This is a genomic window from Micromonospora trifolii (assembly GCF_022229005.1).
Lineage (GTDB): Bacteria > Actinomycetota > Actinomycetes > Mycobacteriales > Micromonosporaceae > Micromonospora > Micromonospora trifolii.
Genome location: NZ_JAKKFD010000046.1, coordinates 1 through 21,547, shown reverse-complemented (window position 1 = coordinate 21,547; position 21,547 = coordinate 1). Strand labels below are relative to the sequence as shown.

The 21,547-nt window shown below is 72.1% G+C and carries 18 protein-coding genes; 8 read left to right on the top strand and 10 right to left on the bottom strand.

All coding sequences use genetic code 11. From position 1 onward, the window contains the following. Nucleotides 1-89: 89 nt before the first annotated feature. The 3 genes from NIE79_RS26775 to NIE79_RS26765 all read left to right on the top strand — a co-directional run bounded on the left by NIE79_RS26775 (nucleotide 90) and on the right by NIE79_RS26765 (nucleotide 3,406). Nucleotides 90-569 (top strand): type III secretion system chaperone family protein, encoded by a 480-nt coding sequence (locus tag NIE79_RS26775; RefSeq protein ID WP_238681206.1) that lies wholly within the window; start codon nucleotides 90-92, stop codon nucleotides 567-569. A 62-nt stretch (nucleotides 570-631) separates the two neighbouring features. Beyond that, a complete protein-coding gene (locus tag NIE79_RS26770) occupies nucleotides 632-2,230 on the top strand; it encodes a type III secretion system chaperone family protein (RefSeq protein WP_238681212.1) in 1,599 nt (532 codons plus the stop codon). A 123-nt stretch (nucleotides 2,231-2,353) separates the two neighbouring features. Continuing rightward, nucleotides 2,354-3,406 (top strand): LPXTG cell wall anchor domain-containing protein, encoded by a 1,053-nt coding sequence (locus NIE79_RS26765; RefSeq protein ID WP_238681205.1) that lies wholly within the window; start codon nucleotides 2,354-2,356, stop codon nucleotides 3,404-3,406. A gap of 79 nt (nucleotides 3,407-3,485) precedes the next feature. On the opposite strand, the gene NIE79_RS26760 is transcribed toward NIE79_RS26765, so the two are convergent. The 5 genes from NIE79_RS26760 to NIE79_RS26740 form a co-directional block, all read right to left on the bottom strand. Then, nucleotides 3,486-5,174 (bottom strand): ribonuclease J, encoded by a 1,689-nt coding sequence (locus NIE79_RS26760; RefSeq protein ID WP_238681204.1) that lies wholly within the window; start codon nucleotides 5,172-5,174, stop codon nucleotides 3,486-3,488. 52 nt (nucleotides 5,175-5,226) lie between these two features. Then, on the bottom strand, nucleotides 5,227-6,153 hold the full coding sequence (gene dapA, locus NIE79_RS26755; RefSeq protein WP_238681203.1) for a 4-hydroxy-tetrahydrodipicolinate synthase: 927 nt from the start codon (nucleotides 6,151-6,153) through the stop codon (nucleotides 5,227-5,229). 47 nt (nucleotides 6,154-6,200) lie between these two features. Next, on the bottom strand, nucleotides 6,201-6,941 hold the full coding sequence (gene thyX / locus NIE79_RS26750; protein ID WP_124816891.1) for an FAD-dependent thymidylate synthase: 741 nt from the start codon (nucleotides 6,939-6,941) through the stop codon (nucleotides 6,201-6,203). Between the two features lie 716 nt (nucleotides 6,942-7,657). Further along, on the bottom strand, nucleotides 7,658-8,350 hold the full coding sequence (locus tag NIE79_RS26745; protein ID WP_238681202.1) for a DUF2752 domain-containing protein: 693 nt from the start codon (nucleotides 8,348-8,350) through the stop codon (nucleotides 7,658-7,660). A gap of 4 nt (nucleotides 8,351-8,354) precedes the next feature. Continuing rightward, entirely contained in the window at nucleotides 8,355-9,584 is a 1,230-nt protein-coding gene (locus tag NIE79_RS26740) for a winged helix-turn-helix domain-containing protein (protein WP_238681201.1), read from the bottom strand. Between the two features lie 79 nt (nucleotides 9,585-9,663). On the opposite strand from NIE79_RS26740, the gene NIE79_RS26735 reads away from it, so the two are divergent. Then, on the top strand, nucleotides 9,664-10,215 hold the full coding sequence (locus NIE79_RS26735; RefSeq protein WP_238681200.1) for a GNAT family N-acetyltransferase: 552 nt from the start codon (nucleotides 9,664-9,666) through the stop codon (nucleotides 10,213-10,215). Here the strand turns inward: NIE79_RS26735 and NIE79_RS26730 are convergent. Further along, the gene (locus NIE79_RS26730) at nucleotides 10,114-11,388 is read right to left on the bottom strand and encodes a glycosyltransferase 87 family protein (protein WP_238681199.1); all 1,275 of its coding nucleotides are present in this window, start codon (nucleotides 11,386-11,388) and stop codon (nucleotides 10,114-10,116) included. The genes NIE79_RS26735 and NIE79_RS26730 overlap by 102 nt on opposite strands. Nucleotides 11,389-11,423: 35 nt before the next feature. Between NIE79_RS26730 and NIE79_RS26725 the strand changes: the two genes are divergently transcribed. The 3 genes from NIE79_RS26725 to NIE79_RS26715 all read left to right on the top strand — a co-directional run bounded on the left by NIE79_RS26725 (nucleotide 11,424) and on the right by NIE79_RS26715 (nucleotide 14,735). Beyond that, on the top strand, nucleotides 11,424-12,020 hold the full coding sequence (locus tag NIE79_RS26725; RefSeq protein WP_238681198.1) for a GNAT family N-acetyltransferase: 597 nt from the start codon (nucleotides 11,424-11,426) through the stop codon (nucleotides 12,018-12,020). A 94-nt stretch (nucleotides 12,021-12,114) separates the two neighbouring features. Continuing rightward, complete coding sequence (locus tag NIE79_RS26720) at nucleotides 12,115-13,086, top strand: sigma-70 family RNA polymerase sigma factor (RefSeq protein WP_238681197.1); 972 nt, start codon at nucleotides 12,115-12,117, stop codon at nucleotides 13,084-13,086. 74 nt (nucleotides 13,087-13,160) lie between these two features. Further along, nucleotides 13,161-14,735, top strand: coding sequence for an MFS transporter (locus NIE79_RS26715; RefSeq protein ID WP_238681196.1), 1,575 nt, complete (start codon nucleotides 13,161-13,163; stop codon nucleotides 14,733-14,735). Nucleotides 14,736-14,787: 52 nt separating this feature from the next. Here the strand turns inward: NIE79_RS26715 and NIE79_RS26710 are convergent, their stop codons facing one another. The 4 genes from NIE79_RS26710 to NIE79_RS26695 form a co-directional block, all read right to left on the bottom strand. Continuing rightward, nucleotides 14,788-15,675: a carbohydrate ABC transporter permease gene (locus NIE79_RS26710; protein ID WP_238681195.1), complete on the bottom strand. Its 888-nt coding sequence runs from the start codon at nucleotides 15,673-15,675 to the stop codon at nucleotides 14,788-14,790. A gap of 1 nt (nucleotide 15,676) precedes the next feature. Next, nucleotides 15,677-16,798, bottom strand: a complete 1,122-nt coding sequence (locus NIE79_RS26705) for a carbohydrate ABC transporter permease (RefSeq protein WP_238681194.1) — start codon at nucleotides 16,796-16,798, stop codon at nucleotides 15,677-15,679. A 72-nt stretch (nucleotides 16,799-16,870) separates the two neighbouring features. Next, nucleotides 16,871-18,121 (bottom strand): sugar ABC transporter substrate-binding protein, encoded by a 1,251-nt coding sequence (locus NIE79_RS26700; protein ID WP_238681193.1) that lies wholly within the window; start codon nucleotides 18,119-18,121, stop codon nucleotides 16,871-16,873. A gap of 24 nt (nucleotides 18,122-18,145) precedes the next feature. After that, a complete protein-coding gene (locus tag NIE79_RS26695) occupies nucleotides 18,146-19,135 on the bottom strand; it encodes a LacI family DNA-binding transcriptional regulator (protein ID WP_238681192.1) in 990 nt (329 codons plus the stop codon). A gap of 145 nt (nucleotides 19,136-19,280) precedes the next feature. Here NIE79_RS26695 and NIE79_RS26690 point away from each other — a divergent pair, with 145 nt between their 5' ends. Further along, nucleotides 19,281-21,395 carry a glycogen debranching N-terminal domain-containing protein gene (locus NIE79_RS26690; protein ID WP_238681191.1) on the top strand — a complete coding sequence of 705 codons (2,115 nt, stop codon included), beginning with the start codon at nucleotides 19,281-19,283 and terminating at the stop codon, nucleotides 21,393-21,395. Nucleotides 21,396-21,547 lie beyond the last annotated feature (152 nt).

The window sequence follows — 21,547 nt, the reverse complement described above, 5'->3', positions numbered from 1 at the left end:
GGCAGATCCCCGCTTTTCCGGGTCGTGTCCGCGCGTCATAACACGAACCCCACCGCCGGTCGTGATATCCGCCTCAGAAGGGATGCCCCATGGCGTCGCCGGAAACCGAAGGCGATCCGGACGATCCGCTGGCCGGGCACCCTGGCGCGCTGCGTCCGCTGACCGGTGAACTGGTCGCCGCGGTGCTCGCTGCCCGTGGCCGGTCCGCCGGCCCGACCCCGGACGGCGAGTTGGTGGGCCAGTTCGACGACAACCTGATCTGGTTCCTCCGCGTCGGCGGGGACGGAGAGCTGCTCCAGATCCGCACCATGGTCGATCCGACCTTCGGCATCGAACGGGTTCCCGACCTGTACGCGTTCTGCAACTCCTGGAACCACGACCGGCTCTGGCCGAAGGCGTTCGTGCACGTCGACGACGACGGTCGGGCCCGGGTGTACGGAGAGGTGATCACCGATCTGGAACGCGGCGTGACCCCACACCAGCTCGACCAACTGCTCGACTGTGGCATCTCCACCGGCTGCCAGCTGGCCGTGGCGGTCCGTCGACTGCCCGGCGCGGTGCCGTCGTGACCGGCCGGGACGAGTTCACCGGCAGCCGCACCGGCACGCCACCCACCGGCTCCGGTGACCGCCTGGCGCGGGGCCGCGTACCGGCGCTGGAGGCCGCGCTCGCCGAGGCCCGGGACCTCCCCGACGGCCCGGCCCGGCAGGTGGCCCTGGAACGACTCGCCGAGCGCGCCGACGCGGCCGGCGACGTCCGGTCCGGGATGGACGCGCGGTTCGCGCTGATCGAGGCGTACCTGCTGCACGGGGAGCGGTGGCGTCTGGTCGAGCCGGTCCGGCGCTGCCGGGCCGCCGCCGACCACCGACCCGACCTGCTCACCGAGACAGAGACCGGGCTGCTGCTGCGCTACCAGCGGTACGCGGTGGAAGCGCTGCTCGGCACCCCCCGGGTCGGGCTGGACCAGACCCGGTCCCTGCTGCACGACCTGGCGCACCGCGTCGGCGCGGATGGTCCGGACACACCGACCGTCGCGGAGCTGCACTGCCGGATCGCCGATCACCTGGGCGACGAGCCCACCGCCCGGCACTGGTACGAGCGGTGGTCCGGGAAACGGCCCGGCCCGGCCGGCGGCTGCCCGGGCTGCGCCTCGGCCCGGCGTGCCGAGCTGCTGGCCGGCTGGGGCGAGTGGAATGCCGCGGTCACCGAGCTGGCGGAATCCGACGGCGACCCGCAGTCCTGCACCGACCAGCCCGAGCGGGACCTGGTCGCCGGTCTGCTGCCGGCACTGCGCACCGGCGAGCCCACGCGGGCGGCGACGGCGCACGTGCGGGCCTACCGCCGGCACCGGCGGGAGCGTGCGGCGTTCCCGCACCTCGCCGCGCACCTGCGGTTCTGCGCGCTGGGCGGGCACCTGGAGCGCGGGCTGGCCATTCTGGCCGAGCAGCTGCCCCGGTTGGACCGGCCCACCGACGATCTCGCCGCCATGGAGTTCGCCGCCGCCGGGGCACTGGTCTGCGGGCTGGCCGCCGACGCCGGGCTGAGCGGGCGGACGATGCCCCGCCCGGCGTACGGCGAGCGGACGGCCACCGAGTTGGACCTGGCCGCGCTCGGCGCGTTGCTGCTCGGGGTGGCCAGCGAATTGGCCGGCAGCTTCGACGCGCGCAACGGCACCGGGCACCATTCCGGCCGGATGGCCGCCTGGCTGGCCGAGCGTCCACTCGCGGCGCCGGTTCCGCTGCCCACCGACGACGAACCCGACGATCTCGACGAGCCCGACACCGACCGGCCCGACGCCGGCGCCGGCGCTGAGCTGGGCGAACGCGAGTTGTCGGCCCTCTCCCTCGGCATGATCACCGCGATCCTCGACGGGCGCGGCGACCGGTACCTGGTGGACGAGGGCGAGACAGTGGTCGGCCACTGGGAGGGTGCGGTGATCCAGTTCCGCCGGGCCGGTGAGCGCGGTGAGGTGCTGCACGCCCGCGCCATGGCCAACCGCCGGCTGCCGGCGGCCCGCCGCGCCGAGGTGTACGCCTTCTGCAACGCGTGGAACCACGACCGGTTGCTGCCCAAGGCGTACGCGCACGACCTCGGCGACGAGTTGGTGCTGGCCGGCGACGTGGCCACCGACCTGGCGCACGGGGTCGCCCCGGCGCAACTGCGGGTCCTCATGGACGCCGCCATCGCCACCGGCGTCGCGTACGCCGAGGCCGTCGCCGCGCTGCCCTGAACCGACGGGGACGCGAACGGTTGCAGTCACCGCGCGACTGCACGACTTCCGACAGCTCGCAACCGGAAGTACGGCACTGGGGTGATATCGCCGTCAGCCCACCGCACCCCCTCGGGAGTCGTCATGAACCGCCCGCTCCGGTCCGGCATTCTCGGTGCCGCCGTGCTCGCCCTGTCCGCCCTCACCACCCCGACCGTTGCCGGTGCCGCCGCTGCGAAACCGACCGTCTCGCCGAGCACGACGGCCGGGAGCGCCGCGCCGACGATCCTGGCCCGGGGCGACATCGCCTTCCTCAGCGGCGACCCGTGGCAGCCGTCGGGTCCACTGGAGGTCAAGGTCATCAACGAGGGTGGGACAGCGGCGAAGGGCTTCTTCTTGCTCCGCCTGCCACCGGATGCCGACCTGACCGCTGGCGGCGACTGCCGGGCCGGCGACGGTGCGACGAGGACCTGGGTCTGCGGCGGCGCGGAACTGCCTGCCGGGGGCGATCGGACGTACCGCCTGACGGTGACCTCATCGGCCGCGCAGCCGGTCTTCGGGGTGACCGAGTGGGGTTCCGTTGCCGGTAGGGATGCCACTGGCCGTGAGGACCGACCCACCGACTTTCGGATCAACTGGCCGGACCGCACGACACTGCGGCTACGGGCCACCGCCGGCCCGGTCGTGGACGGCGCCGCGACCCTCCGGGTACGGGTCACGAACACCGGCGCGTTCGACATCGGCGGATACTCGTTGAACGTCGCCACCCCGGACGGGGTGCGGGTGACCGCACCGGGGTGCTCCGGCAGGGGCCGGATGCACGGTGTGGGCTGCGAGATCCTGCGCGAACGCCGCCTCGCGAGCGGCGCCACGGACGGCTTCGACGTAAGGGTGGCGGCCACTGGCGGCACGACGAGCATTCGACTCTGGCTCGCGCCCACCAACCGGTACACCAACCGGGACACCTCGGTGACGCTTCGCCTGACCAGCGGCGGATCCGGGGGTGGCGGGGCCACCACCGCGCCAGCGGCCGACCCGACCACGCCAGCGACCACGCCACCGGCCACGCCCGCCCCGGAGGCAACGGAACTGCCGCGCACCGGCACGACCACCATCGCGTACGGCCTGATCGGCGTGTCACTGCTGACCGTCGGCGGCGGACTGCTGCTGCTGCGACGCCGGCTCGGGCGCGACTGACCCGCAACGGCGAGCCCAATCGTGAGACGGCGACGCCCGCCCGCACACGAGGTGCGGGCGGGCGTCGTGACGCGTGCGGTCAGACCTCGACGACGGTGGGCACGATCATCGGCCGACGACGGTACTTGTCGTTGACCCACCGCCCCACGGTCCGCCGGACGATCTGCTGGAGCTGGTGCGGGTCGGTGATGCCGTCCGCCGCGGCCCGGTTGAGCGCCTCGGTGACCAGCGGCACCACCGGGTTGAACGCCTCCGGGTCCTCGGAGAAGCCCTTCGCGGAGAGCGTCGGGCCGGCGACCACCTTGCCGGTGACCGAGTCGACGACAACTGTGGTGGCGATGAAACCGCCGTCACCGAGGATCCGCCGTTCGGTGAGCAGCGACTCGCTGACGTCACCGACGGCGAGGCCGTCCACGTAGACGTACCGGCTCTTCACGTGCCCGACCAGGGTCGCGCGGCCCTCGACCAGGTCGACCACGTCGCCGTCCTCGCAGAGCACCACCCGGTCGGCGGCGACCCCGGATTCGATGCCGAGCCGGGCGTGGGCGCGCAGGTGACGCCACTCGCCGTGCACCGGCATCAGGTTGCTGGGCCGGACCACGTTGAGCAGGTAGAGCAGTTCCCCGGCGGGGGCGTGCCCGGAGACGTGCACCTTGGCCACGTCCTTGTGCACGACCACCGCGCCGGCCCGGGCGAGCCGGTTGATCACCCGGTAGACCGAGGTCTCGTTGCCGGGCACCAGTGAGGAGGCCAGCACGACGGTGTCACCGGGGGCGATCGTGATGTGCCGGTGGTCGCCGCTGGCCATCCGGCCCAGCGCGCTCATCGGCTCACCCTGGGAACCGGTGGACATCAACACGATCTCGTCCGGCGGCAGAGTGGTCGCCTCGTCGATGCTGATGACCAGACCGGCCGGGATGTTGAGCAGGCCGAGGTCCCGGGCGATGCCCATGTTGCGGACCATGGAACGACCGATCAGCGCGACCTTGCGGCCGTGCTCGGCGGCGGAGTCGAAGACCTGCTGCACGCGGTGCACGTGCGAGGCGAACGAGGCAACGATGATCCGACCCTTGGCCTTCGCGAAGATCGAATCGAGCACCGGCCCGATCTCCCGCTCCGGGGTGACGAAGCCGGGGATCTCCGCGTTGGTGGAGTCGGACAGCAGCAGGTCGACGCCTTCGGCGCCGAGCCGGGCGAAACCGGCCAGGTCGGTGATCCGGCCGTCCAGCGGCAACTGGTCCATCTTGAAGTCGCCGGTGTGCAGCACCAGGCCCGCGGGGGTGCGGATGGCCACCGCGAGGGCGTCCGGGATCGAGTGGTTGACAGCGAAGAACTCACACTCGAACGGGCCGAGCCGCTCACGGCCGCCCTCCCGCACTGTCAGCGTGTACGGCTGGATCCGCCGCTCGGCCAACTTCGCCTCGACCAGGGCGAGGGTGAACTGTGAGCCGACCAGCGGAATGTCGGGCTTGTGGGCGAGCAGGTACGGCACCGCGCCGATGTGGTCCTCGTGACCGTGCGTCAGCACGATCGCCTGGACGTCGGCCAGCCGGTCCAGAATCGGCCCGAAGTCGGGCAGGATCAGGTCCACACCCGGCTGCTCGACGTCGGGGAACAGGACCCCGCAGTCGACGATCAGCAACTTGCCGTCGTACTCGAAGACGGTCATGTTCCGACCGATGGCGCCGAGCCCGCCGAGCGGGATGATCCGCAGGCCACCTTCCGGCAGCGGCGGGGGTAGTTCCGCCTCGATGTGCGCCTCGGTCACGCGTCCACCTCATTCTGCGACGCCGTTACTCGACGTCCATCGTGTCGTTCGTTCATTCGGGCAGCTCCAGGCCCGCTGCCGCGAAGTCCGCGCGCAGCTGGGCGATCTCGTCGTCGGTGGCGTCCACGAGCGGGGGTCGCACCGGGCCGGCCGGCAGGCCCAGCGACGCCAGGCCCGCCTTCACCAGGATGGTGCCCTGGGTGCGGAAGATGCCGGTGAACAGCGGCAGCAGCCGCCGGTGCAGGGCCAGCGAGGTCGGCATGTCCCCCGCGTCGTACGCCTCGATCATCTGTGCGGTCAGCGCCCCGGTGAAGTGCGTCGAGGTGCCGACCACGCCCACGCATCCGACGGCCAGCGCCGGAAGGGTGAGGGCGTCCTCGCCGCTGTAGAAGGCGAGGCTGGTCCGGCTGGTGACCCAGCTGGTGGCGGTCAGGTCGCCCTTGGCGTCCTTGACCGCGACGATCCGGCCGTGTTCGGCGAGCCGGACCAACGTCTCGGTGTCGATCGGCACGCCGGAGCGGTGCGGAATGTCGTACAACATCACCGGCAGGCCGGTGGCGTCGGCCACCGCGGTGAAGTGTCGCAGCAACCCGCTCTGCGGCGGCTTGTTGTAGTACGGCGTGACCACCAGCAGGCCGTGCGCACCCGCCTTCTCGGCGGCGGCGGCCAGCTCGATGGTGTGCCGGGTGTCGTTGGTGCCGACGCCCGCGACCACCTTGGCGCGGTCACCGACGGCCTCCACCACGGCCCGGATCAGGTGTTCCTTCTCCGCTTCGGTGGTGGTCGGCGACTCGCCGGTGGTGCCATTGACCACCAGCGCGTCGTTGCCCTGCTCGTCGACCAGGTGGCTCGCCAGCCGGGCGGCGCCGTCGAGATCGAGGGAACCGTCGGGGGTGAAAGGGCTCACCATGGCTGTGAGCAGCCGGCCGAAGGGGCGGGACGCCGGTCGGGCCGCGGCGTCGAGGTGGTCGTGCGTCATACCCTCCAACCTAGCGGACGACCAGCCGGGGCCCGCCGGGGAAGGGCTCAGGACGCCTCGTGCGGGCTGGCCGCCACTTCGGTGCCGTCCGGCAGCGTGGAGATCACGAAGTCGGCGAACACGTTCGGGGCGACCCCCTGGAGCTGGCGCAGGCACTCCACGGCCAGCTCACGGATCTCCACATCGGCGTGCTCGGTGGCCCGCATCGCGATGAAGTGCCGCCAGGCCCGGTAGTTGCCGGAGACCACGATCCGGGTCTCGGTGGCGTTGGGCAGCACCGCGCGGGCCGCCTGCCGGGCCTGCTTGCGGCGCAGCGTCGGGTTGGGCTCGTCGGAGAAGCGCTGCTCGAGGCCCTCCAGCAACTCGGTGTACGCCCGAACGCTCGCCTCGGCGGCCTCCACGAACTTCTTGTGCAGCTCCGGGTCGTCGGCGATGACGGCCGGCTCCACCATGGCCGCGTCCCGCTCCGGGACGTAGCGCTGCGACAGCTGGGAGTACGAGAAGTGCCGGTGCCGGATCAGCTCGTGGGTGAAGGAGCGGGACACCCCGGTGAAGTAGAAGGTGACCGACCCGTGCTCCAGCACGCTCAGGTGGCCCACTTCGAGGATGTGCGCCAGGTAGCCGGCGTTGGTGGCGGTCGCCGGGTTCGGCTTCTTCCACGACTGGTAGCAGGCCCGACCGGCGAACTCGGCGAGCGCCTGGCCGCCCTCCGCGTCGGTCGACCACGGCACGTCGTCCGGGGCCGCGAATTGAGTCCACGCGATCAACTTGACCTGGGGCTGCACCATGTCCGGCATTCCTGGGACTGTAGTGGTGGGGTGCCGCCCGGCCCAACTCAGGCGCGCCCCGTGCAATGTCGATCACTCAGGTGGCGGCGGACCCGCCGACGACCCGGCGTTGGGTCCGGGAGGCGGGGTCCGGGAGGCGGGGTCCGGCTCCGAGGTCCGAGGCCCGGGCTTCGTCGTCGAGGCCGGGGCGGACAATCCCATCGGCGTCCTTTGGAGCTGAACCGTTTGCGACATCAGCCCCGGCGGATGGGCCGCCCAAGCGCCGACGACTGAGGTCCGGGCGCCGCCAAGGTGCCCAAGCGACCCGAGCGACCCGAGCGACCCGAACGGCCCGGCAGCCGCTGCCCTCGCAAGATCGTGCAACTTCACGGATGTAGTGGCATCCGTCGTGCCCGACCCCACTACATCGAAGATCGAGCGAGATCTTGGGGCGAGATGCTCGGCCGCCGTGCGCCGCGGACGCGAGTGTGCGGCCGCCCACTGGGGCGATCGACTCGGGTTCCTGGAAGTCGGGGCATCCGGGTCGGGTGGATGGCCCGACTTCCAGGAACCCGAGTCGATCATCGGTGGTTGCCGTCGAAGGGCCCGTGATGTCGTAAACGAGTCAGCTCCAAAGGACGCCCGAACAGCGGATGACGGCCGAGCCCCGCATCCCGCCCGCCGGTCGCACCCGGGCAGCGGCAGGTCGGGCTGCGGCGCGTTCGGCGGCGGCGCGGTCAGACGTAGAGCGAGGTGAACGGCGCCCAGGGCAGGTTGCGCAGCACCGAGAAGGCCAGCCACGCCGCCAGGAAACCGCCGATGACCTTGGAGCTGATCCGCAGCTCGGGCAGTCGCCAACCGAACGCCTGGCTTCCCGCCCAGGCCACGAAGAGGTACGCGAGGAACGGCAGCGCGAAGACGAAGAGGAAGTGGTGCCGGGCGGCGGCCGGCAGGTCGCCGTGCAGCACGTACCAGAGCGCTCGGGTGCCACCACAGCCCGGGCAGTCCAGCCCCGTGGTCAACTTGAGCAGGCAGGTGGGTGCGGCGTCCGGGTCGGCGTAGGTCGGGTTGCTGAGCAACGCGTAGCTCATGCCGATGGCGACACAGCCGACCGCGGCCAGCGGCACCGCCCAGCGCGGGGAACGTTCGTAGAGCCGCAACACGAACCGGGTCAGCCGGTCCGGCTCAGGCGCCGGGTAGCCACCCGGCGGGGTCGCCGGCCAACCCTCCGCACCCGTGCCGCCAGGACTGAAGCCACCGGGGACCGAGCCGGCGGGACCGAAGCCGGCGGGAACCGAGCCGGCGGGAACCGAGCCGGCGGCAGCGAAGCCGTCGGGGCCTGTGCCACCGGCAGCGCCGTCGGCCGGCGCCGTGTGGACAGCGCCGGGGGCGGGGTGCGGCTGGTCGACCGGTCCGGGAGCGCTCGTCACGCGCTCACGGTACACCGGACACGCCGGCCAACGCGGCGGTGAGCGGACCGGCCAGGTCGCCGGCCGCCGGCGGTGCCACCGCGTCCAGGCCGAGCCAGCCGGCGAGCCGGTACAGCTCGGCGGCGAGCGCGACAGCGGTCTCCCCCGGGTCGGCGCCGGGTTCGAGCCAGGCGGCCGGCACCAGCAGCACCCCGGCCTTGCGATCGGCCTTCAGATCGACCCGGGCGGTGAACCGGTCGCCCTGCAGGAACGGCAACACGTAGTAGCCGTAGACCCGCTGTGGCGCCGGGACGTAGATCTCGATCCGGTAGCTGAAGTCGAACAGCCGCTCGGTGCGGGCACGTTCCCAGATCAGCGGATCGAAGGGGCTGACCAGTGTGTTGCCCCGCACCCAGCGGGGCAGCCGGGCGGACGTGTGCAGCCAGGCCGGCTGTCGCCAGCCCGGCACGGTGACCGGCACCAGCTCACCGGCCTCGGCCAGCTCGGCGACGGCCTGCCGGGCGCCGGCCAGCGGCAACCGGAAGTAGTCGCGCAGCTCCGGCTCGGCGGCCACCCCGAGCGACCGCGCGGCGAGGGCCACCAGCGTCCGGTACGCCTCGGCGTCGGTCGGGGTGGGCGCTGCCAGCACCGCCGGGGGCAGCACCCGCTCGGGCAGGTCGTAACGGCGGGCGAAGGAGGTGCTGCGTTCGGCGGCGACCACCTCCCCGGCCCAGAACAGGAACTCCAACGCCCGCTTGACAGCCGACCAGTTCCACCCCCAGTTGCCGGTCTCCCGGGGAGCGTCGTGCTCGATCTCGGCAGCGGTCAGCGGCCCCCGGGCGGCGACCTCGTCTCGGACCCAGGCGACCAGCTCCGGCTGCTCCTGGGCGATCCGCCGCATGCCGCCCCAGGATTCGCTGTGGGCGCGGGCCATCCGCCAGCGCAGCATCGGGTGCAGCTCCACCGGGACCAGCGACGCCTCATGGCCCCAGTATTCGAACAGCTCACGCGGGCGCCGGTAGGCGGCCTGGTCGAGCAACGTGGTCGGGTAGGGCCCGAGACGACTGTAGAGCGGCAGGTAGTGCGCGCGTTGCAGCACGTTGACCGAGTCCATCTGGATCAGCCCCACCCGGCCCAGCACGCGGCGCAGGTGCCTGCGGGTGGGCACGCCCGTCGGCGCCGGGTCGGCGAAGCCCTGGGCGGCGAGCGCCACGCGGCGGGCCTGGGCGAGCGAGAGTGATTCCGGTGCGGTCATCGTCGGCGACCTTAATTCATCGGTACGACGCCGGTGCGGGAAGCTGGACGTGACGACCAACGGGGCATAGAACGGTGCAATGCTGACCATCCGTCGGGAGGAGCCGGACGACGCCGAGGCGGTCGCCCGGGTGCACGTGCACGGCTGGCAGGCGGGCTATGCCGGCTTCATGCCGGACGAGGTGCTCGGGCGGCTCAACGTGGTGGCCTGGGCGCAGCGTCGTCGCGACGTCGGCACCGCCGATCCGGAACACCCGTTCACCACACTGCTCGGTGAGGTGGACGGGTCGGTCGTGGGCTTCACCACCTTCGGGCCGTACCGCCGCAACCAGGACCGGGACGACCTGGACCCGACGGTCGGCGAGGTGGTGGCGCTCTACGTGGAGCCGGCCCACTGGGGTGACGGGACGGCCGCGGCGCTGCTGGACGCCGCCCGGGGCGGGCTCACCGAGCGGGGCTGGGCCGGGTACCGGGCGTGGGTGCTGGCGGACAACCGGCGGGCCCGGCGGTTCTGCGAGCGCGTCGGCCTGTCACCGGACGGTGAGCGGTCGACCTACCAGGTGCCGCTGGCCGGTGGGGGCCCGCCGGTCGGGTTGGTCGAGCTGCGGTACGCCGGACGCCTCGACCGCTGACCCGTTCGGGGTCAGCCAGCGGCGGATCGGCAGGAAGGCCAGCAGCGCCAGACTGACCCAGACGTAGGCGTTGCTGCCCAGGAAGCCGTCGACGCCGGTGAAGTCCTTTTCCCAGAGCCAGACGGTCCGGCTGATCAGCAGCGCGTACCCGATGGTCGCGGCGAACAGCAGGACCTGCCGTCGGCGGCCGGCCGGCGCGGCCATCGCGTTGTCGACCAGCAGGATCAACGCGGGCAGCAGCCAGACCAGGTGGTGCACCCAGGTGACCGGGCTGACCAGGCACATCACCGCGCCGGTCAGCGCCAGGCCGGTCGCCTCGTCGCCGGCCGCGACGGCGGCCCGGGACCGCCAGGCCCAGAGCGCCAGGGTGCCCAGCACCAGGAGCAGCCACAGCAGGGTGCTCGGGTGCTCCGGGTCGAGCCGGGCGACCACCCCGCGCAGCGACTGGTTGGAGACGAAGGCCAGCTCGCCCACCCGTCCGGTGTTCCACAGCGCCTCGGTCCAGAACTCCCGGGACGCGTCGGGGAAGAGCGCGGCGGCCAGCAGCGACACCCCGGCGGCGGTGCCGCTGGCGGTGAGCGCCGCCCGCCACCGCCCGGTCACCAGCAGGTAGACGATGAACACGCCAGGGGTCAGTTTGATCGCGGTGGCGAGGCCGATGCCCACCCCGGCCCACCGGTTGCCGGCCGGCAGCAGCCGCAGCAGGTCCACCGCCACCAGGAAGAGCAGCAGCGTGTTGACCTGGCCGAAGTTGACAGTCTCCCGCATCGGCTCGAACGCGGCGGCCAGGCAGAGCGCCACGACGAGGGCGAACCACCGGGTCCAGCCCGCGCGGCGGGCGATCGGGTCGACCAGCCACCAGATCAGCACAGCGGTGGTGACCACGCTGGCGAGCACGCTCACCACGATCGCGGCCGTCCACGGCAGGTACGCCATGGGCAGCATGACCAGCGCGGCGAACGGCGGATAGGTGAAGCCGTACTGGGTGCCCGGCTTGAGGTAGTCGTAGATCTCCCCGCCGTCGTGCACCCACCAGGTCAACGCGCCGTAGTAGACCTTCAGGTCGAAGAACCCGTGCCGGACGGCCGCGATGGCGAGGAACCCGGTGACCGCCGCGGCGAGCACCACCACCCCGACGACCTGCGTGGTCGTCCTGTTGGCACCCTGCGCCACCGTCGTCTCCCTCGCCCTGCGTAGGCTTCCGTCCCATGGCTCTCGGGTACGTCCGCCCGGCGCGTCCCGAGGACGCCGGCGAGATCGCACGCATCCAGCTCGCGACCTGGCGGGTCGCGTACCGCCGGATCCTGCCTCGGCATGTGCTCGACAACCTGGACGAGGCGTTCCTCGCCCGGCGGTGGAGCGCCGCGGTGCTGGAGCCGCCCTCGGGCGCGCACCGGGTGCTGGTCGCCGTCGAACAGGCCGAGCAATCGTATCTGGTGGGGTTCGCCGCCTCCGGCCCGGCCGACGGCGAGGCGTTGGCACCGGGTGAGCCGGCCGACGCGCTCGGCTCGGACGTGGCGGCGGTGACCGACCTGCTGGTCGAGCCGCGGTGGGGCCGGCGGGGGCACGGCAGTCGGCTGCTCGCGGCCACCGTCGACCTGTGGCGGGAGGACGGGATGAGTCGGGCGGTGGCCTGGGCGTTCGACGCCGACGAGGCGACCCGCAAGTTCCTCACCAGCACCGGGTGGGAGCCCGACGGTGCGGCTCGGGCGCTGGACGTCGACGACATGCTGGTGCCTCAGGTGCGCCTGCACGTGGGCGTGCCGACCGAGAAGGTTCCAGCCGACGAGGAGCCTGCTGGCTGACCCGCGCTGACGCCCGGACCCGGACACCGGCACGGGTCGGCGCGCCCCGGCGAGTGTGGGCGCCGATGTCGGACCGGTCGCCTACCGTCGGCCCATGAGCTCAGCCACCGCGCCGCTGTCAGCGCCGACCGCCGAGGGTGACCTGGAGGAGTTCCGGGTCGAGCTGACCGGCTATTGCTACCGGATGCTCGGCTCACTGTTCGACGCCGAGGACGCGGTACAGGAGACGCTGCTGCGGGCGTGGCGGGGGTGGAACGGCTTCGACGGCCGTTCCAGCACGCGCACCTGGCTCTACCGGATCGCCACAAACGTCTGCCTGGATCTGCTGAGGGGCCAGCGGCGGCGGGCCTTGCCCACGGATTTCGGTGACCCGTCGCCGCCGGTGGCCCCGAGCCTCGGTGACGCCGAGACGGGATGGGTGGGGCCGGCAGCGGATGCGGCGGTGCTGCCCACGGCGGATCCGGCGGAGCTGGCCGTCCTGCGGGACTCGGTCCGGTTGGCGTTCGTCGCCGCACTACAGCATCTGCCGCCGCGGCAGCGCGCGGTGCTGATCCTGCGGGACGTGCTGCGCTGGCACGCCGACGAGGTCGCCGGTCTGCTCGGCACCAGCGTGCCCGCCGTCAACAGCGCGCTGCAACGTGCCCGGGCCACGCTGGCCGAGCGGGCCGGCGCGACGCCGGGCCCGGCACTTGACGAGGAGCACCTCGACCTGCTGGACCGCTACGTGCGGGTGTTCGAGCGCTACGACATAGACGCCCTGGTGGGTCTGCTGCGTGAGGACGCGGTGCACAGCATGCCTCCGTACCCGATGTGGTTGTCCGGGGCGGCCGACATCGGCCGGTGGATGGTCTCCTGGCCGGCGTCCGGCTGCCAGGGTTCCCGGCTTCTTCGCGTGTCGGCCAACGGCCGTGCGGCGCTGGCGCAGTACCGTCCCGACCGGGCCGGGGGGCGCCGGGCGTTCTCCATCCAGCTCATCGACGTCGCCGACGGCCGGATCACCCGGCTCACCCACTTCCTGGAGCCGGCGCTCTTCGCCCGCTTCGGCCTGCCCGACAGAATCGCCTGACCGTGCACCGATGAGTTCCGGGTCGGCCCGTCGTCCACCCTCCGACACTAGCCGTTCCTAGGAGGGTGAGAACCATGCCGACAGCACACCCCGCAGCCGGGCGTCGGGAGTGGATCGGGCTGGCCGTGCTGGCCCTGCCCACCCTGTTGCTGGCACTCGACCTGAGCGTGCTCTACCTGGCCCTGCCGAGCCTCAGCGCGGACCTCGGCGCGGACAGCACCCAGCAGTTGTGGATCACCGACGCGTACGGCTTCCTGATCGCCGGTTTCCTGGTCACGATGGGCACCCTGGGTGACCGGGTGGGTCGTCGCCGCCTGTTGCTGATCGGGGCCGGCGCCTTCGCCGTGGTCTCGGTGGTGGCCGCCTACGCACCGAACCCGCCGCTGCTGATCGCCGCGCGGGCACTGCTCGGTGTCGCCGGGGCCACGTTGATGCCCTCCACGCTGGCCCTGATCAGCAACATGTTCCAGATCCCGGCTCAGCGGGCGGTAGCGGTCGGGGTCTGGATGAGCTGCTTCATGGGCGGGATGGCGGTCGGGCCGGTGATCGGCGGGGTGCTGCTGGAGAATTTCTGGTGGGGTTCGGCGTTCCTGCTGGGTGTGCCGGTGATGGCGGTGTTGCTGGTGAGCGCGCCACTGCTGCTTCCGGAGTTCCGCGACCCGCACCCCGGTCGACTGGATCTGGCCAGCGTCGCGTTGTCGCTCGCCACCATTCTGCCGGTGGTCTACGGCCTCAAGGAGCTGGCCCGGCACGGGTGGCGCCCGCTGCCCGTGCTGGCGATCGTGATCGGCCTGCTGGTCGGCGTGATCTTCGTCCGGCGGCAACGCCGGCTGCCTCATCCGCTGCTGGACGTGCGCCTCTTCGCCAATCGCACGTTCACCGCCGCACTGCTGCTGTTCCTGCTCAACGGCGTGTTGATGGGCGGGACCTTCCTGCTGGTCAGCCAGTGGCTGCAACTGGTCGAAGGGCTGACCCCGCTGCGCGCCGGGCTGCTGCTGGTGCCGCAGGCGGTGGCGATGATCGGCGCGACCACAGTGGCCCCGTTACTGGCCCGTCGGTTCCGACCGGGGCACGTGATGGCCGTCGGGCAACTGGTCACGGCGGCGGGCTTCCTGCTGCTCACCGGCGCGGAAGGCGACCACGCCCTGGTGGTCGTCCTGGTCGCCTTCGTCGTCGCCTCCGCCGGGATCGCGTTGCCCTCGGCCCTGGTCACCGACCTGATCGTCGGGTCGGCACCGCCGGAACGGGCCGGTTCGGCGGCGTCGCTCTCCGAGACCAGCGGCGAGTTGGGCATCGCTCTGGGGGTGGCGGTTCTGGGCAGCGTGGGCGCCGCCGTCTACCGTGCCGAGCTGGGCCCAGCGCTACCCGCAGGGCTACCCGCCGAGGCGGCGGCCCGTGCTCGCGACGGGCTGGCCGGCGCGGTGACGGTGGCCGGCGAGCTGCCCGGCGGGGTGGGCGGCCCGCTCGTCGACGCGGCTCGGGCGGCGTACACCAGCGGGCTGGTCCTGACGGCCACCGCCGGTGTCGTCCTGCTGCTCGGGCTCGCCGTGGTCGCCGCGTTGGCGTTCCGGTCGGTGCCGCCCTATGCGCCGGTCGGTGCCGAGTCGGCCCAGCCCGAGGAGCCCGCGCCGACCGCCGCCCCACACTGATTCGCAGGCCAACCGGTGTGGCGGCCCCGACCGGGCCGCCACACCGGGCCGGTCAGCCCTTGTCCGAGCCGTCGTTGGCGTCGCGGACGAAGTACCGCTGGAACACCACGAAGATGATCGCCACCGGGATGGTGGCCAGCAGCGCGGCACCCAGCTTGAGCGGATACTGGGTGCCCTTGCCGAGTGAGCCGCTGACCAGGTCGGCCAGTCCGCGCGGCAGGGTGAACAGGTCCGGGTCCTGCACCGACACCAGGCTGTGCGGGAACTCGTTCCAGGAGCCCTGGAACGACAGGATGGTGAGGGTGATCAGCGCCGGTTTCGCCATCGGCAGCACCACCGACCAGAAGGTGCGGAAGATGCTCGCCCCGTCGATCCGGGCGGCCTCCTCGACACTCACCGGAATCGACTCGAAGAACTGCTTCATGATGAACACGCCCGCCGCGTCGGCCAGCAGCGGCACCACCAGCCCGGCGTAGCTGTTGTAGAGGCCGAGCTGGTTGAGCACCAGGAACTTCGGGATCAGCAGCACCACCCCGGGCACCGCCATCACCGCGATGACGGCGGCGAACAGCCCGCCGCGGCCACGGAACCGCAGTCGGGCCAGCGCGTACCCGGCGAGCGAGTCGAAGAAGACCCGGCCGATGGTGACCAGCACCGTCACCAGCAGCGAGTTGCCCAGCCACAGCGGGAAGTTGGTGCCGGCGAAGATCCGTTCGAAGCCGGCCAGCGTGAGCGGGTCCGGAAACGGTGACAGCGGGTTCGCCGCCGCGTCGGGCTCGGTCTTGAGCGCGTTGCCGATCTGGATGACGAACGGGTAGAGGAACACCAGCCCGAAGAAGACCAGCGTGGCGTACCCCAGAAAGCGGGTGGCCAGGGTGCGGGCGGCGCGCCGCTGTCGCCGCGCGGGCGCCGCCGCCGGGCGGTCGGTGAGCACTGCCATCTCAGGACCTTTCCGGTACGCGCCGACGCCACCAGCCGCGGCGCGGCCGGTCGGTGTCCCGCTCGGCCAGTGCCCGGCGCTGGATCAGTGTGAGCACGATGATGATCAGGAACAGGACGAAGGAGATGGCCGCGCCGGAGCCGTAGTCGAAGTCCCGGAAGGCGGTCCGGTACGACAGGTACGCCGGGGTGAGTGTGGTCTTGGCCGGGTCGCCCTGGCTCATCACGTACACCTGGTCGAAGACCTGCCAGGAGCCGATCATGCCGAGGGTGAGCACCAGGAAGGTGGTGGGCCTGATCATCGGCAGTGTGACGTGCCGGAAGCGCTGCCACCGGGACGCCCCGTCGAGGGTGCTCGCCTCGTCCAGCGTGACCGGTACGTTCTGCAACCCGGCCAGGAACATCAGCATGAAGGTGCCGGAGGTGGTCCAGACGACCAACGTGATGATCGAGATCATCGCCACGCTCGGGCCGGCCAGCCAGTCCCACCAGGTCAGCCCGAACGGGCCGCCGTCGGCCAGTGCCGCAGGTGGCGAGTCGACGCCGACCGCGCCGAAGAGCAGGTGCAGCACGCCCCGGGAATCGGCGAACCACTCCGGGCCGTCGATCCCGAGGAAGCTGAGCAGCGCGTTCACCGCGCCGGAGTTGGCGAAGAGGAACAGGAACACCACGCTGATCGCGACCGAACTGGTCACGGAGGGGAAGTAGAAGGCGCTGCGGAAGAAACTCTTGCCCTTGAGCATCCGATTGTTGACTACCAACGCCAGTCCGAGCGCGAGCACTGTCTGCGCCGGCACCACGATCGCCACGTAGTAGATGTTGTTGCGGATGCTGGTCATGAAGTCGCGGCGGGCCAGGCCGTCCTCGGTGAACAACTGGGTGTAGTTGTGCGCGCCGACGAACGGAACGTCGCCGGTGAACGGGCTGCCCTGGCCGTTCCAGTCGGTCAGGCTGACCCAGAGCGCCATCAGGATGGGCAGCAGCAGGAACAGCCCCAGAATGACGATCACCGGCGCGACGAAGAGCCAGCCTGCGAGGTTCTCGTTGCTGCGGATGCCGCCCCTGCGTCGGCGGGGGTCGCTCCCGCCCGCGGTGGCCGCGGCGGTCAGTGTCTCGGTTGCCATCTTCCCTCCCTTCCTCTCTCCGGCCGACGTGCGGCGGGGGCCCCGGTGCTCGCCGGGGCCCCCGCCGTCACCTCAGCTGCCGCCGAGCGCCGCCTTGGCGTTCTTGTCGAAGTTCTGCAGCACGGTCTTCGGGTCGCCGTTGGCCAACCCCTGGAGACCGGTGTCGAGGTCCTTGAGGACGCTGTCCATCTTCGGGGCGTTCACCGGGCCCTGGGCGTACGCGGCGCCGTCGACGAACACCTTGTCCGCCGGGAAGGCGGCGGTGTACTGGTCGTGCGCCGACTGGCGGGACGGCATGACGCCGAACGCCTTCGCGAAGGTCATCTGCTGCTCGCCGCTGGTCATCGCCTCGACGAACTTGATCGCCTGATCCTTGTACTTGCTCTTCGCGGCGATGCCCCAGCACTGGGTGAAGGAGAGGGTGCCCTGGCCCTTGGGGCCGGCCGGCAGCGCCACGACCTTGTACTTCACGTTCGGAAAGTCGTTCTGGAGAGCACCCTTGATCCAGTTGCCCTCGATGGTCATCACGGCCTTGCCCTTGCCGAACGCCTCACCGGACCAGCCGGCGTCGAGCTGCTTCGGGTACTTGGCCAGCCCGGTGCTGAGCATGGTCTTGACGTACTGGAGGGCGGCGAGGTTCTCCGGGGTGTCGGCGGTGGGCTGCTTGCCGTCCTTGCTCACCAGCCAGCCGCCGTTCTGCACCATGAACGCGCCGATCCGGTCCCTGGTGTCGCCGAGGGCCAGCGGGACCTGCCCCTTTGCCTTGATCTTCTGGGCAACGGCGGTGAACTGCTCCCAGGTCGTCGGCACGTCGGCGTCGGTCAGCCCAGCCCTGGTCCACAGGTCGGTGTTGATCTGCAGGGCCAGGGTCGAGAAGTCCTTGGGCGCGCAGTAGAGCTTGCCGTCGTACGTGAAGGCGGTGCGCAGGCTCTCGTAGAAGTCGCCCGAGTTGCTGACCTTGTCGCCGTACGGCTCGAGGGCGCCGACGCTGGCGTAGTCGGCGAACTGGGCCGCGTCCACGTAGAAGACGTCCGGCGGGGTGCCACCGGCGAGGGCCTGACCGAGCTGCTGGGTGAGCTCCTGTGCCGGGGTGACAGTCGCGGTGTTGCCGGAGCTGCTGGCCCACTTCGCGGCGGCGTCCTGCACGGCCTTGGTCTCGGCCTCACCGGACGAACCGATCAGGATCTGCAGGCTGGCCGGGCCACTGGACTGGGCGGTGTCGCCGGAGGAGTCGTCGAAGCCGCTGCCGCAGGCGGCGGAGCCGAGGAGGGCGACGGCGGCGAGGCCGGCCACCGCTGCCCGGGTGATTGTTCGGGGTGCCATGGTTTCTCCTGGTGGGGGGTGGGACTACGCGGTGTGCCGCAGTGCCAACGAGGGCTGGAGCAGCACTGGGGTGGGGGTCTCGTGGGCGCCGTCGAGGACCCCGGTGAGCAGGTCCACGCAGCGGGCGGCGGCCTCGCCGAGCGGTTGGCTGACGCTGGTCAGCCCGACCGCGGCGGCCACCGGCGTGTCGTCGAAGCCGATCACCGACACGGGCGGGTCGACGCCGCGGATCGCCTGGAGGGCGCCGAGGGCGAGGGAGTCGCTGGCGCAGACCACTGCGCTCGGCGCCACCGTGACGAGCAGGTCGCGCATCAGGCGTTCGCCCTCGGCGATGCCGTCCTCGGTCTCGCGGTGCAGCCCGGTCGGGTCGACGCCGGCCGCGCGCAGCGCGTCGCGCCAGCCGGCCCGCCGGTCGTCGCCGACGCCGGAGCCGACCGGCCAGCCGAGGAAGGCGATCCGCCGGTGACCGGCCTCGAGCAGGCGCCGGGTGGCCTGGGCGGTGCCGGCGGCGCCGTCCACGTCCACCCAGGGGTGCGCGTCGAGCGCGTCCCATGGGCGACCGAAGGTCACGAACGGTACGTCCCGGTCGGCGAGCCATTCGGTACGCGGGTCGCCGTACTTGGTGCCCACCAGCACGAACGCGTCCAGCTCGTAGGTGCCGAGCAGGTCGCCGTAGGTGGCGATCTCCCGGTCGTCGTCGGTGGCGGTGTAGAGCAGCACCCGGTAGCCGGCGGCGTCGGCGGTCTCGGTGAGGCCGTGCAGGAAGCGGTCGAGCACGGAGCCGTTGATGCCGTCGCGGGTCGGGTCGATCCGGGCGGCGATGAGGCGGGACCGGCCGGTGCGCATCTGTCGGGCAGCCTGGTTGGCCCGGTAGCCGAGCGCGTTGATTGCGTCCTCGACCCGCTGGCGGGTCTCCTGCCGCACGATGTGCGGGCTGTTGAGCACGTTGGACACCGTCTGCCGGCTGACTCGGGCGTGCCGGGCCACCGTCGCGATGGTCACCTTTTCGGCCACTTAATCCCTCTCGCCATCTTGAACGATCCAATTTGGATAAGGCAGGATTGGATCGTTCAAGTTTCTGGAATGTTTCGCACTTTGCACCGCCAGGGGCGCGTTGTCAAGATGGCCGCCCCGCACCCCGAGGATCTGGAGCCACACCGTGATCGAACGCCAGCTGCAACCCCTCCTGCACGAGTTGGTCGGGGTGGTCTTCGCCCCGACCAGCGCGCTGGGGGACGCGACCGGGCAGATCCGCCCGACCGGCGTCCAGGGCGTCTTCCACGCCGATGCCCGGGTGCTCTCCCGCGCCGAGCTGCGGGTCGATGAGCGGGAGCTCGAAGGGCTGACCCGCGGCGACGACGGCCCGCACGGCGCGCACTTCGTGAGCCTCGCCCGCTGGCTCGGTGACCCCACGCCCGACCCCACCGTCCGTGTCGACCGGCTCCGGCGGGCCACCCGCGACGGCCTCACCGAAGAGCTGCGGATCGTCTCCACCGCCACTGTCGGCGTACGGGCCACCGTCTCCGTCGACCTCGGCTGCGACCTGGCACCCATCGAGGTCGTCAAGTCCGGTGGCGCCACCGAGGCGCTGGCGGCCAGCGCCGGTCAGCGGGGCACGCTCACCTGGTCGGGCGCCGGGATCACCGTCAGCGTCAGCGCGCCGGGCGCCGACGTGCTTGTCCGCGGCGAGCGGGCCACAGCACCCCGGCTGGTCTGGCCGGTCGACCTGCCCCCCGGCGGCGAAACGGTGCTGCGCTGGCAGGTGACAGTCGACGACCCGCGCGCCGTCGTCGTCGGCCCGCCCGGTGAGCCCGAGTGGTCCCGACCCGAGGTGACCGCCGACGACCGACGGCTGGTCCGACTGCTCGACCGCAGCCTGGACGATCTGCGCGGCCTCCGGCTGGCCGAGACCGGCGCACCCGGCGACGTGTTCCTCGGCGCCGGGGTGCCCTGGTTCCTCACCCTGTTCGGCCGGGACAGCCTCTGGGCCGCCCGGATGATGCTGCCGCTCGGCACCGACCTGGCCGCCGGCACCCTGCGCGTGCTCGCCCGGCGACAGGGCACCCGCGTCGACCCGGCGACCGGCGAGGCCCCCGGCAAGATCCTGCACGAGCTGCGCCGCCACGCGTTCGCCCTGCCCGACAACGGCCTGCGCCTTCCGCCGGCGTACTACGGCACCGTCGACGCCACAATGCTCTGGGTCAACCTGCTGCACGACGCGTGGCGTTGGGGGATGCCCCCCGAGCAGATCGAGCCCCTGCTGCCGCACCTGGAGGCGGCGCTGCGCTGGCTGGGCGAGCACGCCGACCCGGACGGCGACGGCCTGGTCGAGTACGTCGACACCACCGGGCACGGGCTGTCCAACCAGGGGTGGAAGGACTCCGGCGACGCCGTTCGCTTCCGCGACGGTACCCTGGCCACCGCGCCGATAGTGCTGGCCGAGGTGCAGGGGTACGCGCACGAGGCCGCTGTGAACGGCGCCGCCCTGCTGGACGCCTTCGGCCGACCCGGCGCCGACCGCTGGCGCGAGCACGCCGCCACGCTGGTCGGCCGGTTCCGCAAGAGCTTCTGGGTCGACGGTCGCCACGGACCGCAACCCGCCCTGGCCCTCGACCGCGACAAGCGCCCGGTCGACTCGCTGACCAGCAACATCGGCCACCTGCTCGGCACCGGCCTGCTCGACCGCGACGAGGAGGCCCAGGTCGCGCACCTGCTCACCACCGACACGATGGCCGCCGGGTTCGGGCTCCGCACCATGTCCAGCGACGACGCCGGGTTCAGCCCGCTGTCGTACCACTGTGGCTCGATCTGGACCCACGACACAGCGATCGTGCTCGGTGGGCTGGCCCGCGCCGGGCACCGCGAGGCCGCTCTCGGCCTGGCCGACGGGCTGCTCAGCGCGGCCGAGGCGTTCGACTACCGGATGCCGGAGCTGTACGGCGGCGACGACCGGGCACTGGTGAACCGTCCGGTGCCGTACCCGGCCGCGTGCCGACCGCAGGCGTGGGCCGCGACGGGAGCGGTGCTGCTGCTCCAGGCCGCGACGGGGCTCTACCCGGACGTGCCGGGCGGCACGGTCCGACTGGCACCCCTGGCGGGAGCGGAGTTCGGTGCGGTAGCGGTAGACGGCCTGCGCGTGGCGAACACCCCCGTGCACGTCACTGTCGACAGCACCGGCCAAGCCACAGTCACCGGCCTCCCCACCCCCCTGACCGCAACCCCAACCCCACCCGTCCCCACCCAACGCCGCCCCACAGCCCCTCTCCCCCACTAGTCCCCAACCCGGGCCCCGCCCCGCCCCAGGCGGCCCGGCCCCGCGCCGCCCCGCCCCGCCCCGCCCCGCCCCGCCCCGCCCCCGTCGATCATGGAGTTGTGGTGGGCAACAGCTCCACGTGTGCCCCTTGTGCGAGGCACCACAACTCCATG